The organism is Pusillimonas sp. DMV24BSW_D (genome assembly GCF_011388195.1).
Taxonomy (GTDB): domain Bacteria; phylum Pseudomonadota; class Gammaproteobacteria; order Burkholderiales; family Burkholderiaceae_B; genus Neopusillimonas; species Neopusillimonas aestuarii.
The window spans coordinates 1672492-1687336 of record NZ_CP049990.1 but is presented as its reverse complement, the minus strand read 5'-3'; the positions used below and the strand labels follow the sequence as shown (position 1 = coordinate 1687336).

12 protein-coding genes are annotated in these 14845 nt (G+C 53.4%); 2 read left to right on the top strand and 10 right to left on the bottom strand.

Going from position 1 to position 14845, the window contains the following annotated elements:
• Positions 1–68: 68 nt before the first annotated feature.
• From G9Q38_RS08205 to G9Q38_RS08190, 4 genes are all read right to left on the bottom strand, one after another.
• Positions 69–1445: an MBL fold metallo-hydrolase RNA specificity domain-containing protein gene (locus tag G9Q38_RS08205; RefSeq protein WP_166129762.1), complete on the bottom strand. Its 1377-nt coding sequence runs from the start codon at positions 1443–1445 to the stop codon at positions 69–71.
• 20 nt (positions 1446–1465) lie between these two features.
• Positions 1466–2314, bottom strand: a complete 849-nt coding sequence (gene kdsA / locus G9Q38_RS08200; RefSeq protein ID WP_119440894.1) for a 3-deoxy-8-phosphooctulonate synthase — start codon at positions 2312–2314, stop codon at positions 1466–1468.
• The gene (pyrG, locus tag G9Q38_RS08195; RefSeq protein ID WP_166129759.1) at positions 2311–3969 is read right to left on the bottom strand and encodes a CTP synthase; all 1659 of its coding nucleotides are present in this window, start codon (positions 3967–3969) and stop codon (positions 2311–2313) included. Before pyrG ends, kdsA begins: the two co-directional genes overlap by 4 nt.
• Before the next feature lie 68 nt (positions 3970–4037).
• On the bottom strand, positions 4038–5831 hold the full coding sequence (locus G9Q38_RS08190; protein ID WP_166129756.1) for an aminopeptidase P family protein: 1794 nt from the start codon (positions 5829–5831) through the stop codon (positions 4038–4040).
• 121 nt (positions 5832–5952) lie between these two features.
• On the opposite strand from G9Q38_RS08190, the gene G9Q38_RS08185 reads away from it, so the two are divergent.
• Positions 5953–7599 (top strand): electron transfer flavoprotein-ubiquinone oxidoreductase, encoded by a 1647-nt coding sequence (locus G9Q38_RS08185; protein WP_166129753.1) that lies wholly within the window; start codon positions 5953–5955, stop codon positions 7597–7599.
• A 72-nt stretch (positions 7600–7671) separates the two neighbouring features.
• On the opposite strand, the gene acs is transcribed toward G9Q38_RS08185, so the two are convergent.
• Genes acs through G9Q38_RS08170 form a run of 3 tightly spaced genes read right to left on the bottom strand, consistent with a single transcriptional unit; the run spans position 7672 to position 11455 of the window.
• Positions 7672–9654, bottom strand: coding sequence for an acetate--CoA ligase (gene acs, locus G9Q38_RS08180; protein ID WP_166129750.1), 1983 nt, complete (start codon positions 9652–9654; stop codon positions 7672–7674).
• Between the two features lie 5 nt (positions 9655–9659).
• On the bottom strand, positions 9660–11009 hold the full coding sequence (locus G9Q38_RS08175; RefSeq protein ID WP_166129747.1) for an MFS transporter: 1350 nt from the start codon (positions 11007–11009) through the stop codon (positions 9660–9662).
• 38 nt (positions 11010–11047) lie between these two features.
• On the bottom strand, positions 11048–11455 hold the full coding sequence (locus tag G9Q38_RS08170) for a heme-binding protein (RefSeq protein ID WP_166129744.1): 408 nt from the start codon (positions 11453–11455) through the stop codon (positions 11048–11050).
• 206 nt (positions 11456–11661) lie between these two features.
• Between G9Q38_RS08170 and G9Q38_RS08165 the strand changes: the two genes are divergently transcribed.
• The gene (locus G9Q38_RS08165) at positions 11662–12306 is read left to right on the top strand and encodes a C40 family peptidase (protein WP_166129742.1); all 645 of its coding nucleotides are present in this window, start codon (positions 11662–11664) and stop codon (positions 12304–12306) included.
• Here the strand turns inward: G9Q38_RS08165 and G9Q38_RS08160 are convergent.
• The 3 genes from G9Q38_RS08160 to lptF form a co-directional block, all read right to left on the bottom strand.
• Positions 12249–12599, bottom strand: a complete 351-nt coding sequence (locus G9Q38_RS08160) for a DUF2325 domain-containing protein (protein ID WP_166129739.1) — start codon at positions 12597–12599, stop codon at positions 12249–12251. The genes G9Q38_RS08165 and G9Q38_RS08160 overlap by 58 nt on opposite strands.
• Positions 12600–12687: 88 nt before the next feature.
• Positions 12688–13638, bottom strand: a complete 951-nt coding sequence (locus G9Q38_RS08155; RefSeq protein WP_166129736.1) for a CysB family HTH-type transcriptional regulator — start codon at positions 13636–13638, stop codon at positions 12688–12690.
• 92 nt (positions 13639–13730) lie between these two features.
• Positions 13731–14840, bottom strand: coding sequence for an LPS export ABC transporter permease LptF (lptF, locus tag G9Q38_RS08150; RefSeq protein WP_166129733.1), 1110 nt, complete (start codon positions 14838–14840; stop codon positions 13731–13733).
• Positions 14841–14845: the final 5 nt, after the last annotated feature.

Genomic DNA, 14845 nt, shown 5'->3' with positions numbered 1-14845 from the left:
TACCCTGCCTGAATTTAAAAAGTCATTGAATTAGAAAAGCATTGTACTGCGATGCCCGGCTATGCCCATTACCTTCGCTCGTTATGCGTCAAGTCTACTTTTTCAAGATGCTCAACGGCTCTTACCCGCCAGCCCAGCTCGTCTTTAATACGACAACGTAAAGCGTCCGCCGCCTCGGGTTCGCCATGCACCAGAAAAGTATGAGACGGTGCCTGACGAAAACCATTTAACCAACGCAGAATCTCATTCGCATCGGCATGGGCTGAAAGCATGGAAAGATTATCAAGCTCCGCTTTCACCGGAATATACTCTCCGTGAATTTTGATTGTTTGGGCCCCAGCCAGCATTTTAGCGCCGCGCGTTCCCGCCGCCTGATAACCGGCGAACAAAACTGACGACCGGGGGTCGGGTGCATAGCGTTTCAAATGGTGAATAACGCGCCCCCCCGTCGCCATCCCGCTTGCCGAAATAATAATTTTCGGCATCACTGACGTATCCAAAGCCTTGGACTCTTCCACACTTTCAATACGCGTTGCCACCGCATTAACATCGCGCACTTGTGCTTTAGTTAATTTCTGTTCGCCCGGATAGTCGCAATGAATTTCCTGAGCCCTGACCGACATAGGGCTATCGAGATAAATGGGCATATTCTGCGGCAACCGGTGTTGCGAGCGCAGACGATACAAATAATAAAGCAGCAGTTGCACTCGCCCGACTGCAAACGCAGGAATTACAACCGTCCCGCCCCGCTCTGCAGTGCGCACGATCAATGTTTCCAACACGCTCTCCGGGGGGCTTGAGTCGTGGGAGCGATCACCGTACGTGGACTCCAGAACGAGATAATCGGCTTGCTCGATAAGATCGGGATCAGGCATGACCGGATCGTTATAACGACCCAAATCACCGGAAAATACCAGGGTACGGCCATCCCACTTCACTTCCACAATGGACGCGCCCAATATGTGCCCGGCCCGATGCAATTTGATCTTTATATTTCCGGCAATCGGGTGAAACGAATCACGCTCAAGAGGCTGAAACAAGTCAATGGCACGTTGCGCGTCTTTTCTTGTGTAAAGCGGCAGGGCCGGGTCATGAGAAGACAGGTTATGCCTGTTTGCGAACTCTGCATCGGACTCTTGAATGTGTGCACTGTCGAGCAGTAGCACCTGAGCCAACTCCAGCGTGGCCGGTGACGCATAAATTGGCCCTTTGAAACCATCGCGCACCAGGCGCGGCAAATAGCCCGAGTGATCGAGGTGTGCGTGAGTCAGCACAACGGCATCGATGCCGGCCGGATCAACCGGAAAAGGAGCCCAATTGCGTTGACGTAAAAACTTCAACCCCTGAAACAGCCCGCAATCGACCAGGACACGTTTACCGCCGGATTCGAGCAAATGGCGCGAGCCGGTAACAGTGCCTGCCGCCCCAAGGAACGATAATTCCATAGCCTTTCCCCCTAATAGGGTCAATCGAACGCAAACAGGCCGTTTTCCTTAACGCAACGATCGATGCTGACCAACGATTTCAATAAACTGGGCATTAAATGCAACGGCACAGCGTTGGGCCCGTCGGACAACGCCTTCTCGGGCTCGGGGTGTGTTTCCATAAACAGACCCGCAATACCCACCGCAACTGCAGCCCTTGCCAACACCGGAACGAACTCTCGTTGCCCGCCGGACGCATTTCCCAACCCTCCCGGCAGTTGTACGGAATGCGTTGCATCGAAAACAACCGGACACCCCGTTTCACGCATGATAGCCAACGAACGCATATCCGACACCAAATTGTTGTAGCCGAACGAAACACCGCGTTCGCACACCAGAATATTATTGCCATCGTGGCCGGCGTCCAAAGAGGCTTCACGCGCTTTGTTCACAACCTGTGTCATATCATGCGGTGCCAGAAACTGGCCTTTCTTGATATTGACCGGTTTTCCCGTTGCGGCGCAAGCCTGGATAAAGTCGGTTTGCCGACATAGAAACGCGGGGGTTTGCATGATATCAACCACCTGCGCAACTTCGTTCACTTGGCTGATCTCATGCACATCGGTTAAAACCGGCACGCCCAATTGCGCCCGAACGTCGGCCAGAATTTGCAGGCCCTCTTGCATGCCGGGCCCCCGAAACGACTTGCCCGAGCTGCGATTAGCCTTATCAAAAGAGCTTTTGTAAATAAATGGAATTCCAAGGGCGGCCGTCATTTCCTTGAGTTGGCCGGCCGTGTCGAACGCCATTTGACGCGACTCAATAACACACGGACCCGCAATAAGGAAAAAAGGGTTCTCAAGCGCCGCTTCGAATCCGCACAATTTCATACAAGCGCCTTTTGCTTGCGCTGCGCCTGATGCGCAAGCGCCGCTTTGATATAACTCGTAAACAGCGGGTGGCCGCTACGCGGCGTTGATGTGAATTCAGGGTGAAACTGCACGCCCATAAACCATGGGTGATCAGGTAGCTCCATGATTTCAGGCAACTGCTCGGTGGGTGTACGGGCACTAATAACCAATCCCGACTCTTCCAGGCGTGATACATACACGTTATTCACCTCGTAACGGTGACGATGCCGCTCATAGACTTCATCTCCGTATATGCGTTGCGCCCTGGTTCCTGGTTTAACGGGACAGCGTTGCGCGCCTTTGCGCATGGTTCCGCCCAGGTCGGATGATTCATCGCGCTTTTCAACCCGCCCTTCCCGGTCTTGCCATTCCGTAATAAGCGCCACCACCGGATGCGGAGTGGAAGGGTCGAACTCGGTACTGTTCGCGCCACCCAGCTGCGCCACGTTGCGAGCGAACTCAACCACGGCAAGCTGCATGCCTAAACAGATGCCAAGATAAGGTACATTATTTTCACGGGCATAACGAATGGCGGCAATTTTGCCTTCGGTTCCCCGCTTGCCGAAACCACCCGGCACCAAAATGGCATCGAGATGAGCGAGACATTCCGGCCCTTCCGTTTCAATCACCTCGGAATCGATGTATTCAATGGAAACATGCGACTCGGTATGAATCCCGGCGTGAATCAGTGCCTCGGTTAATGATTTGTATGATTCGGTTAAGTCAACGTATTTGCCAACCATGCCGATACGAATCTCGTTGCGAGGGTTTTCAATAGCCGCAACCAACTGATTCCATTCCGACAAATCAGCCGGTGGGGCAGTAAGGGCCAACGCTTCACAAACAAGATTATCCAGCCCCTGTGCATGCAACATGGCCGGGATTTTGTAAATTGAATCGACATCCCAAACCGAGATGACGGCATCAAGCGGCACATTTGAAAACAGTGAAATTTTTGCACGTTCATCGTCGGGAATCCGACGGTCGGCGCGGCACAACAAAGCATGCGGATAGATACCAATTTCACGCAACTTTTGCACCGAGTGCTGGGTGGGTTTGGTTTTCAGTTCACCGGCCGATGGAATGTAAGGCACCAAGGTAAGATGCACAAACGCAGCCTGATTGCGCCCCAGACGCAGGCTCATTTGACGCGCCGCTTCCAGAAAAGGCAAAGACTCGATGTCGCCCACCGTGCCGCCAATTTCCACAATTGCAATATCGGCATTCCCCTCGTAGGCGGCTTTGGCCCCACGCGCAATGAAATCCTGGATTTCATTGGTAATGTGCGGAATGACCTGGACCGTTTTACCAAGATAATCGCCGCGGCGCTCTTTGCGCAAGACGGACTCGTAAATCTGCCCGGTGGTGAAATTGTTCACCTTGCGCATACGCGTAGAAATAAAGCGCTCGTAGTGGCCCAGATCAAGATCGGTTTCGGCCCCATCTTCAGTCACGAAGACCTCCCCGTGCTGGAAAGGACTCATGGTGCCCGGATCCACATTAATGTAGGGATCCAGTTTCAACATGGTGACGCGCAAGCCGCGCGATTCAAGAATGGCAGCCAGAGAAGCAGCAGCGATGCCTTTGCCTAGCGAAGACACCACCCCACCCGTTACAAATACATATTTTGTCATCGGTTTTCAGCACCCGGGATCACCAGGCGGTAGCGGGAAATTGAAATTATAGCCGACACACCCCAACCTTACAGGGGCTCGGTGCGAGTGATCAACCAATTCTTTGCTGCGCCGCTAACATGCGGCAATAAACGTTGCCGTACTTGCCCATGATAATGGTTCAACCACTGTCTGTCGGTATCCGTCATGAGCGTGGGCTCAATGCAACGTGTATCAATCGGGCACAGCGTAAGCGTTTCAAACTGCAGGAAATCACCAAAATCAGTTTGTCGGGCCGGTTGGCAGGCGATTAAGTTCTCGATACGAATGCCCCATTGGCCCGGACGATACAACCCCGGTTCATTTGACGTCACCATACCCACCTGCATGGGCACAGCGCGTGGAGCGCGATAGGAAATGGATTGCGGCCCCTCATGCACATTCAGGAAGTACCCCACACCATGCCCCGTACCGTGGCCAAACTCCAACCCTGACTGCCAAAGAGGCATGCGTGCAAGCACATCGAGCGTCGAGCCGGCCACCCCTTTCGGAAACACCGCCTGAGACAAAGCAATCATCCCTTTAAGCACTAAAGTGTAATCATGTTTTTGGGATGCAGTGAGCGTGCCGATGGGAACAACCCGGGTGATGTCTGTTGTACCTCCCAGGTACTGCCCTCCCGAGTCGATCAGCAGCAAGCCATCCCCCTCTATCCAGGCGTGCGACTGCTCAGTAGCCTGATAGTGCGGCATGGCGCCATTGGCGTTAAACGCAGCAATCGTGGAAAAGCTGGGACAGACGAAATGCGGCCGACGGGCACGCGCGGCGGTAATGCGCTCATCCACCATGAGCTCAGACACTCTTTCCTTCCCAACGCGATCTTCGAACCAGGCAAAAAACTCACACAACGCCGCACCATCCATTTCCATGGTCTCGCGAATATGGGCCAGTTCCGCCTCGGTCTTGCATGCCTTCATTATTTGCGAAGGATTGTCGGCCTCGCATTGTTTAACAAACGCTGCCGACGACAAGAGCCCCGCCGTCGTGCGAGCCGGATCGAACAACAAAGTATCCGACTCCGGCAAGCAGGCAAGTACACCGGCCAAAGCGTCGTAAGACTCCAGCACAATGCCATCCACCTCAAGATCACGTCGCAATTCATCCGGAATTTTGGATTGATCGATAAAAAGACGGGCGTCGCGCTCCCCAATTAAGAAATGGCTGAGAAAAACCGGGTTATAAGCCACATCCTGACCACGCAGATTCAGTATCCAGGCGATATCGTCGAGCGACGACAACCAATGCCACTGGGCTTTCTTTTCACTCATTTCCTTGCGAACCGCCGCCAGCTTGTCGGCGCGACTGCGACCCGCAAAATGCGATGCGTGTGCATAAACCGGCGCATGCGGCAACGCAGGGCGATCCGCCCAAACCTCACCCGGCAAATCGAGATCGGTTTGCAGCCGAATTGCTGAACCAGACAAGACCTGTAGCCACTGCCGATGAGCGGCAACGCTAAGCGTGTCACCATCAACGGCAACGCAGTCGCCGGCCGCCAGATTCAAAACAAGCCAATCGGATGGAGACGGCACCCCTTCTTGCCCGGCCCGCATAAGCTCAATGTCAGTATCGGTCAGATCAACAATCGCTTGTTCCCAGTAGCGGCTGTCGGTCCATAAACCCGCAAAATCAGGCGTTACCAGCAGTGTGCCGGCCGACCCTTGAAAACCACTTAACCAGGCACGCGTTTGCCAATGTTCAGGCAGATATTCAGACAAATGCGGATCAGCCGAGAGAACCACGCAGGCCTTCACCCCTCGGGAAAGCATCAATTCACGCAAGTGCTGAATCCGCTTTTTGATGACAATTTGAGTTTCAGACATTCACACCTTCTTGTTCGTCAAGCCGACCGTGCACGCGCTTCAAACGCGCAGGCAGGCCATATCGGAAGTACAATGCACAAAGTATACGCCCACAGAAAACATATAACGGAGGTCAACATCCATGGCTGAACGCGAATCGATGGAATACGACGTAGTGGTGGTCGGCGCCGGGCCGGCCGGCTTGTCAGCCGCCATCCGCCTGAAACAACTCGCCAACGACAAAGGGCAAGACATCAATGTCTGTGTCCTGGAAAAAGCATCGGAAGTCGGCGCCCATATTTTGTCGGGCGCGGTCATGGATCCGAAAGCACTCACCGAACTGATCCCCGACTGGAAAGAAAAAGGCGCGCCGCTGAATACCGAAGTCAAGGAGGACAAATTCCTCTTCCTGACGCAAAAAGGCGCACGGGCAACCCCTAACTGGCTATTGCCTGAGTGTTTTCAAAACCACGGCAACTACGTTGTCCGCCTGGGCGAAGTAACCCAGTGGCTGGGCGAACAAGCTGAGGCGCTGGGCGTGGAAATTTTCCCCGGCTTTTCGGCCGCTGAAGTGCTGTACGACGAAAATGGCGCTGTAAAAGGGGTGGCCACCGGCGATATGGGCGTGGCGCGCGACGGCTCTGAAACACCTAATTACCAGCCCGGCATGGAACTGCATGCGCGGTACACCATTTTTGCCGAAGGCTCGCGCGGCCAACTGGGGCGTCAGTTAATCGAACGCTTCAAGCTTGATCAAGGCAAAGATCCGCAAAGCTACGCAATCGGCATCAAAGAAATGTGGGAGGTCGACCCTTCACAATCCAAACCCGGCCTGGTCGTTCACACTGCCGGATGGCCGCTCGATGCCGATACCTATGGCGGCTCCTTCCTGTATCACCTCGACAACAACCTGGTTGTGGTGGGGCTGGTCGTTGGCCTGGACTACGCCAACCCGTGGCTCTCTCCTTATGAAGAGTTCCAACGCTATAAAACCCACCCGGCCATCCGCTCAACGTTTGAAGGGGGCAAGCGCATTGCCTATGGTGCCCGCTCGCTTACCGCCGGCGGCCTGCTATCGCTACCAAAACTTTGTTTCCCCGGGGGGGTACTGGTGGGCTGTGAGGCAGGCACCCTGAACGCTTCCCGCATCAAAGGAAGCCACGCGGCCATTAAAACCGGCGCTCTGGCAGCCGAAGCCGCGTTCGACGCGCTGGCGGCAGAACGCAGCCGCGACGAACTAACCACTTACCCGCAGGCATTTGAAAAATCGTGGCTTTATGAAGAGCTCAATAAGTCACGTAACTTCAAACAATGGTTCAAGAAAGGCCGTACAGTCGCCACCATCATGACCGGCGTAGAACAGTGGTTACTGAAAGGCAAAATGCCCTGGACCATCCACCGCACCAAGCCCGACCACGCCTGTTTGCAACCGGCGGCTGAATGCGCCCGTATCGACTACCCCAAACCCGACGGCAAACTCACCTTCGACAAACTCAGTTCAGTATTTTTGTCGAACACCAACCACGAGGAAAACCAGCCGATCCACTTAACGTTGAAAGACGCTTCGGTTCCGGTTGCTGTTAATCTGGCGAAATATGGTGGACCGGAAGCGCGCTATTGTCCGGCAGGCGTATATGAATTCGTGAAAACGGAAAACGGCGAAGATCAATTACAAATTAACGCGCAGAACTGTGTGCATTGCAAAACCTGCGACATAAAGGACCCAACCCAAAATATTGTTTGGGTAACCCCCCAAGGGGGTGAAGGCCCGGTTTACAACGGCATGTAAAAAAACCGTATAAAAAATGGGCGCCTCATGTTCGCAGAGGCGCCCATTTTTTTACCTAAACCACATCCGCCTTTAAACCGACTGCGATAACTGGTCGAGAATTGTTGGGTTTTCAAGCGTGGAAACGTCTTGCGTAATTTCCTCGCCCCGGGCTACGTTACGCAACAAACGCCGCATAATTTTGCCAGACCGGGTTTTCGGTAAATTTTCGCCGAAACGGATATCTTTCGGCTTGGCAATCGGGCCAATTTCCTTGGCCACCCAATCACGCAGCTCTTTGGCAATTTTTGCTGCCTCGTCACCCTCAGGCAAACTCCGCTTCAACACAACAAACGCCACAATAGCCTCGCCCGTCGTATCATCCGGCCGCCCGACTACTGCCGCCTCCGCCACCAACGAGTGGGACACCAGGGCAGACTCAATTTCCATCGTACCCAGGCGATGGCCTGATACATTCAACACGTCGTCGACGCGACCCATAATCCAGAAATACCCGTCGGTATCACGTTGCGCGCCATCGCCGGCAAGGTAATAGCCTTTCATTTCAGGCGGGAAATAGTTTTTCTTGAAACGCTCGGGGTCGCCCCAAATGGTTCGAATCATAGCGGGCCAGGGGCGCTTCACAACCAAAAAGCCACCAGTGCCGGACTTAACATCGGTGCCACTCTCATCAACAATGGCCATCTCGATACCAGGCAACGGCAAGGTGCACGAGCCCGGTTTCAGCGGCGTCACACCCGGCAAAGGCGTGATCATGTGGCCCCCGGTTTCAGTTTGCCACCACGTATCCAGAATGGGGCAACGCTCTCGACCCACCTCCTTGAAATACCACATCCAGGCCTCAGGGTTAATGGGCTCACCTACTGAACCGATGATGCGCAAACTGTTCAAATCGTACTTGCGCGGGTGACACTCCGGCTGTGCTTCCGCCGCTTTGATAAGCGAACGAATCGCCGTCGGCGCCGTGTAGAAGATACTCACTTCGTGTCGTTGAATCATCTCCCAAAAACGGCCCGCGTTGGGATAGGTCGGTACGCCCTCGAACATCACCTGCGTAATACCTGCGGCCAACGGCCCATAGACAATATATGTATGACCTGTAATCCAGCCGACATCGGCGGTACACCAGTAAACATCAGACTCTTTAGCATCGAAGGCCCATTTCACCGTAAGAGAGGCCCACAACAAATAGCCTGCCGATGCATGCTGAACGCCCTTGGGCTTGCCCGTTGAGCCCGAGGTATAAAGAATGAACAACGGATGCTCGGCATTAACCGGTACCGGCTCACACGGCCCGGCCTTCCCTTCGCATACATCATGCATCCAAAGGTCGCGCCCTTCATGCCACTGCACTTTGCCGCCGGTGCGTTTATAAACGACAACGTGTCGCACGGCCTCGCAGCCCCCCGTGGCAATGGCTTCATCGACCGCCGGCTTTAATGCAATGGTTTTCCCACCCCGCATTTGCTCATCGGCGGTAATCACCAGCGACGCTCCTACGTCCACCAAACGCTCGTGGATACTTTTGGAAGAGAAACCACCGAATACAACCGAATGGATCATGCCCAACCGCACGCATGCCTGCATGGCCACCACCGCCTCGATCGACATCGGCAGATAAATAATGGCACGATCACCCTTCTTATAGCCCAACGCTTTCAAGCCGTTGGCAAACTCACATACCCGATCGTAAAGTTCACGATAGGTAACGCGCAGCACCTTACCGTCGTCGGTTTCAAAAATAATGGCGGTTTTATTTTCGGTGGGCGTGCCCAGATGGCGGTCAAGGCAATTCGCCGACACATTCAACTCACCGTCGGAAAACCATTTATAGAACGGCGCCTCAGACTCATCGAGCACCTGCGTGAAGGGGGTGGTCCAATTAAGATGTTCCTTGGCCAGACGCCCCCAAAACTCATTCGGATCTTGCCGTGCTTCCTGTACCAGATCATCGTAAGCCTGCATACCGGAAATGGTTGCGTCTTTCTCTATGCCGGCAAACGGTGGAAACACGCGATTTTCAACCAGCACCGATTTAATATCTGTAGATGCCATTCTCATTACTCCTCGTTCAATGAATTTTCATGGCCTGACAGAGAGTAAGTATCGCGCACCTTGACGCCGCGCGCAAAATCAAGCCTTTGTAACACCACCAAACCCGCAACAAAAAACAAACCGGTTACCAAGAGTGCCTGCCGATGGTTGCCATCGGTTAGCCAGGTAACCAGGCCGTACGTGAACGGACCCACGACAGCCGCCAATTGAATGGCGAACGTCCAAAGCGAATAAAATTCCGCCAACCGACCCTGTGGCGCCAGCGCGCCCACCATGGCACGCCCGGCGCTCTGACTTGTGCCCATGCATAAGCCGGCCAATCCGGCAGCGATCCAGAATATCCATTCGCTGACTGCGGCATAGGCAACCAACACCATCAGAATCCAACCCATCAGGGTCAAAGCAAGCGCTTTTTTATGACCCGCCCGATCCTGAAAATGTCCAAACGTCAGGGCACCTGTCGCCGCAGCGATATTCACCACAAAGACCAGTAACATTGTTTTGGCCATGGTAAACCCCATGGCCTGATTGGCATACACTGCGGCCAGTGTCACCACCACAGCAATCCCGGCTTGATAAAACGCCCCGCATATCAGCAACAGGCGAAAATCGGGAAAAAAACCGGATGTTTCCCGCCAGGCGTGCTTCAGTTGTTTAAGCGGAGCGGAACGTGACCGCCGATTCGGCAACGAGCGGTCGTGCAACAGAAGGAACGATGGCAGCGCTGACAATGCAAACAAACCGGCCGTGAACAGCATGACGATTGCGACATACTGAGGGGCTTCAAACCCTCCGGCGGCAAGTGACGTAACGATATATAACGAAAACCCCAAAGCCAGCATACCGCCAAAGTAACCAAACCCCCAGCCCCAGCCTGATACACGACCCAACGCATTAGGCTGTGCAATTTCCGGCAGAAACGCGGCAATAACCGACTCACCCACACAGTAACAATAATTCGATACGGCCAAAATCACCAGCCCCAGCAACACAGCGCCAGGCCCAACCACAGCAAGCATGGCCGTAGCCGCCACACAACCAAGCGTGCTTAAGAATAAAACACGACGCTTCTTCCCGCTTGCATCGGCATACGCCCCCAAAGAGGGCATGGTGAACATAACCAGCAAATACGATACTGACAAGGCCGCTGTGAGCGCGAGAGTACCCCATGACCGCCCCTGAGCGACCACCGACACAAAATAGCTGTTGAACACCGTGGTCAGAACAACCGTGGTGTAGCCTGAGTTGGCGAAATCGTACATCGCCCAAGCCCACAACTCCCGACGACGCACGCCGGGACGCAGCGCGTTCGTAAATGCTGAGGGCTGAGGGGCTGTTCTGACTGACCCCGTCATGTATTGCAGTACAACACGTTGCGTAACACTGATTAGCGTTAAAGCTTAAGCGCGGCAATCCCGGCACGCGCAATTTCGGCGTCATCAGACGACTTCACGCCGGAAACACCGACGGCGCCAACGACATGGCCATCTGCAATTACAGGCACACCGCCTTCCAACAAACCATCGAGATTGGGCGCCGACAGGAACGCAACACGCCCTTGAGCAATAATATCTTCGAAGATTTTTGTTTCCCGGCGCCCCATTGCCGCTGTTCTGGCTTTCGCTTCCGACATTTTGGCTGTCATGGGGGTCGCGCCGTCGAGACGCACCATACCCAGCAGGTGGCCGCCATCGTCGGTCACTGAAATCGCCACCGCCCAATTATTGGTTTTGGCAAAATCCGTTGCCGCAGTCAAAATTTTTGTGACGTCGCTCGCGCCGAGTACAGGTTTGGTATTCATCGGACTGTCTCCTTTAGTATGTAATGCGTTGTTCAACGATGAACCCGCATAATGCCATAAGTTCCCCATCGCAACCCGAACGGCGCAACACGTGCGATTTGTAACATTTCACGCTTTACCTGACACAAAGTTTTGGTTAAACTCGGGCACGCAAAAAACGCCAACCAGCAACAGGCCATAATACTTAGGCCTTTTATCGGGGAACCATGTCGGATAACGTGCCAGTTTTATCTGGGAGCCAACGTCGCGCGCCAATCGTATCGGTCGGTGTAAAAGTATTCGTCTTCGCTGCGGTCACTTTTTTGGCAGGGTGCGCGTCTACCGACCCCGGTTCTCAAGCCGGTGCCGGCCGCGAAGCTTATCAGGCACATTTGCGCTCCGATCCGCTGGGGGCTTATCTGGCCAAAAACGATTTCGGCCTTAGCCGGGCCTCTGAAACGTATTACAACGATTCACGTGCGCTTGCCAGCGCGGCGTTGGAACATTTGGGGGTCGACTACAAATTCGGGGGCGATGAACCCGACACCGGCTTCGACTGCAGTGGGTTGGTTATTTATGCTGCCGAAAAATCGCTCGGTTTGAAGCTCCCCCGCCGTTCAGCCGACATTGCCCGTCAGGGTATTGCGGTCAAACAATCGGAACTACGCAAAGGTGATTTGGTGTTTTTTAACACCTTGGGCAGTCGCTTCTCACATGTAGGCATTTACCTGGGAAATAAAGAATTCGTCCATGCGCCCCGCCGGGGCGCCCAGGTAAGGGTTGAAAGCATGGACATTGCTTACTGGAAGAAACGCTACAACGGGGCACGCCGGCTCGGGCCTGAAACCTTGCACTCAGCTTCGCTGCAGTAGCCGCATTGCATCAGCGCTTGCTGCATACAACACACCGACCTGCGGCAAGCCACAACCCTTACACCAGAACGCTGGGCTGCCATCCGGAACGTTTTCATTACGTTATGGCCCAGAAAATCAGTTAACAAAATTAATAAATCCGTGCCTGAGGGCAATTGCAAATTTTTCTTCTGATGGGCGGGATCCCGGCCGCTAATGTGCCGGTGAATAGAAATATTATGACCCTTCAACAAATCAGGAATATTGCCTAAGCGATCGGCACCCACAATTACCGCATTTACACACGTCGTCATAATGACCCCTTTTGCCTTTAAATTAAGACAAACGATAATCATTCTTATTTGTATTGTCAATCAGTATCAACAACTACGACGAAATTATTTATTCGGATACAGGCGTTTTCTCCAGCGCCTGTTGCACGACTTCACGTGTGAGCTCGGGTGCCAGCATTTCCAGCAAAGCATAAACATAATCACGTAAAAACACACCCTGCTTCATCGCTACGCGGGTTACATGAGTTCCGAACAAATGCCCAACTGGAATGCCCACCAAACCTTTGTCTCGACGCGGGTCGTAGGCAATACCCGCGATAATGCCTATTCCCAGGCCGACATCGACATAGGTTTTAATAACGTCGGCATCAATTGCTTCCAAAACGATGTCGGGGGTGATATGACGAGTTTCAAAAACTTCATCAATGACACGACGCCCGGAAAACTGGCGATCATACGTAACGATGGGATATTGCGCCAGTTGTTCCAGCGTTAAATTGCGCGCCTGCGACGATGTCAGCTCCGTTAACGGGTGGTCTGGCTTCACCACAACAACGTGCTCCCATGAAACAACCGGCAAGGCAACCAGGCCCGGGGTATGTGCCAGCGACTCGGTAGCAATGGCAAGATCCGCTTGTTCATGTAACACCATTTGCGCCAAAGTGGGAGGGTTTCCTTCCGCCAAAGACATTCTGACCTTGGGAAAACGGGCCCGAAACGCCGGAATCACCTTAGGCAACAAATACCGCGCTTGGGCATGAGTACAACCAATCACCAAGCCACCCTCGTCTTTCTGGGCAAACTCGTCACTGACCTTTTTGAGGTTATCCACCTCGCGCATGATGCGTTCAATAACCTGGGCTACGACAGCGCCCGGTTTGGTCAAACCTTTAATGCGTTTTCCATGACGCTCGAATATTTTGACGCCCAACTCCTCCTCGAACTCAATAATCGATTTCGACACCCCTGGCTGGGATGTGTACAAAGAGCGGGCGGCTTCCGTTAAATTATAGTTGCGTCGAATGGTTTCTCGCACGAAGCGAAATTGCTGAAGATTCATTTTTTACCCCGTATAGGGGCAAAATTATACGTAATATAGAAACAAATTCAAATAATATTCAGTAATAAGCCTATACCCAAAAAGCAGGTTGGTCAGGATGCAGGCTTGGGAGGCTTCGGTGCGCGAATACGTAATTTGCGCCACATCATGAACACCATTAAGGCTAGAAAAATGGCATGAACTAACCAAATGCCCACATAAAAGTTCAGTTGGCCTGTGCCAATCCAGCCACGCGACAGGTTAATCAGGTTCATGTACAACAAGCCCACCAAACCCGCAATCAAGACATCACCGGAACGCCCCAGGCGTGGATTCACCGCGCCCAATGGAATCGCCAGCAAAGCCAGGTTCAACGCCGCAAGCGGTAAAGCGAGACGCCACATAATTTGAGAGTCGGCGTTATCGTTATTGTCGCTGAACAACTGTTGCGTGGGACGCGCCTTTATTTGACTCTCTGCCTGTGCACGCAGCGCCTCGGGGGTTGTATCGCTCTCCCCTTCAAGGCGAAAACCATAACGCTGAAAATCAAGCAAACGGAATTCAGTTTGACCCGGTTTCAAATCGTACCGGTGCCCCTCCGACAAAACCAGAAAACGATCGCCGTTATCCTGCGTTTCAACCCGCGCGCTATTGGCGGTTACCACGCTCAGCCAGCCATCATCTTTAATTCGGGCCACAACCTTACCCAGCTCATCGCCTTCATTCACAGGCTCTTCTGCAAAAAATACCCGCGCACCGTTTTCAGTCTCAATAAACTGCCCGGCCGTCACTTTGGACAAATCAGATCGCTGCTCATAACGCTGACGATACTCAGCAATTTGCCGATAAGCCCACGGCGACGCGAACAAGGTAAGAAAAGCGATAAGCATGGCCGCCGGCACGGCAATACGCATCACCGGCCCAATCCAGTCTTTTAACGACAGGCCGCTGGCGAACCACACTACCATTTCCGACTCACGAAAGTTACGTGTTACGGTGGTAAGAACAGCAATAAACAATGAAACCGACAAAATAACCGGCAAGGCGGTAATACTTGAAAACGTCGCCAGGCCGAACACAACGTCGGCACCAATGCTGCCACTGGCGGCGTCACCCAACAGCCGAACCAGCAGGACACTAAGCCAAACCACCAATAACGTGGAAAAAACCACGCCGGCATGACTCATGATTTCGGATACGACAGATCGTTTGAATAGAGACATAAACA

Excerpts from the sequence above, each read along its gene's own strand:
- G9Q38_RS08205 (WP_166129762.1), bottom strand. The coding sequence starts at position 1,445 with ATGGAATTATCGTTCCTTGGGGCGGCAGGCACTGTTACCGGCTCGCGC.
- kdsA (WP_119440894.1), bottom strand. The coding sequence starts at position 2,314 with ATGAAATTGTGCGGATTCGAAGCGGCGCTTGAGAACCCTTTTTTCCTT.
- pyrG (WP_166129759.1), bottom strand. The coding sequence starts at position 3,969 with ATGACAAAATATGTATTTGTAACGGGTGGGGTGGTGTCTTCGCTAGGC.
- G9Q38_RS08190 (WP_166129756.1), bottom strand. The coding sequence starts at position 5,831 with ATGTCTGAAACTCAAATTGTCATCAAAAAGCGGATTCAGCACTTGCGT.
- G9Q38_RS08185 (WP_166129753.1), top strand. The coding sequence starts at position 5,953 with ATGGCTGAACGCGAATCGATGGAATACGACGTAGTGGTGGTCGGCGCC.
- acs (WP_166129750.1), bottom strand. The coding sequence starts at position 9,654 with ATGGCATCTACAGATATTAAATCGGTGCTGGTTGAAAATCGCGTGTTT.
- G9Q38_RS08175 (WP_166129747.1), bottom strand. The coding sequence starts at position 11,009 with ATGACGGGGTCAGTCAGAACAGCCCCTCAGCCCTCAGCATTTACGAAC.
- G9Q38_RS08170 (WP_166129744.1), bottom strand. The coding sequence starts at position 11,455 with ATGAATACCAAACCTGTACTCGGCGCGAGCGACGTCACAAAAATTTTG.
- G9Q38_RS08165 (WP_166129742.1), top strand. The coding sequence starts at position 11,662 with ATGTCGGATAACGTGCCAGTTTTATCTGGGAGCCAACGTCGCGCGCCA.
- G9Q38_RS08160 (WP_166129739.1), bottom strand. The coding sequence starts at position 12,599 with ATGACGACGTGTGTAAATGCGGTAATTGTGGGTGCCGATCGCTTAGGC.
- G9Q38_RS08155 (WP_166129736.1), bottom strand. The coding sequence starts at position 13,638 with ATGAATCTTCAGCAATTTCGCTTCGTGCGAGAAACCATTCGACGCAAC.
- lptF (WP_166129733.1), bottom strand. The coding sequence starts at position 14,840 with ATGTCTCTATTCAAACGATCTGTCGTATCCGAAATCATGAGTCATGCC.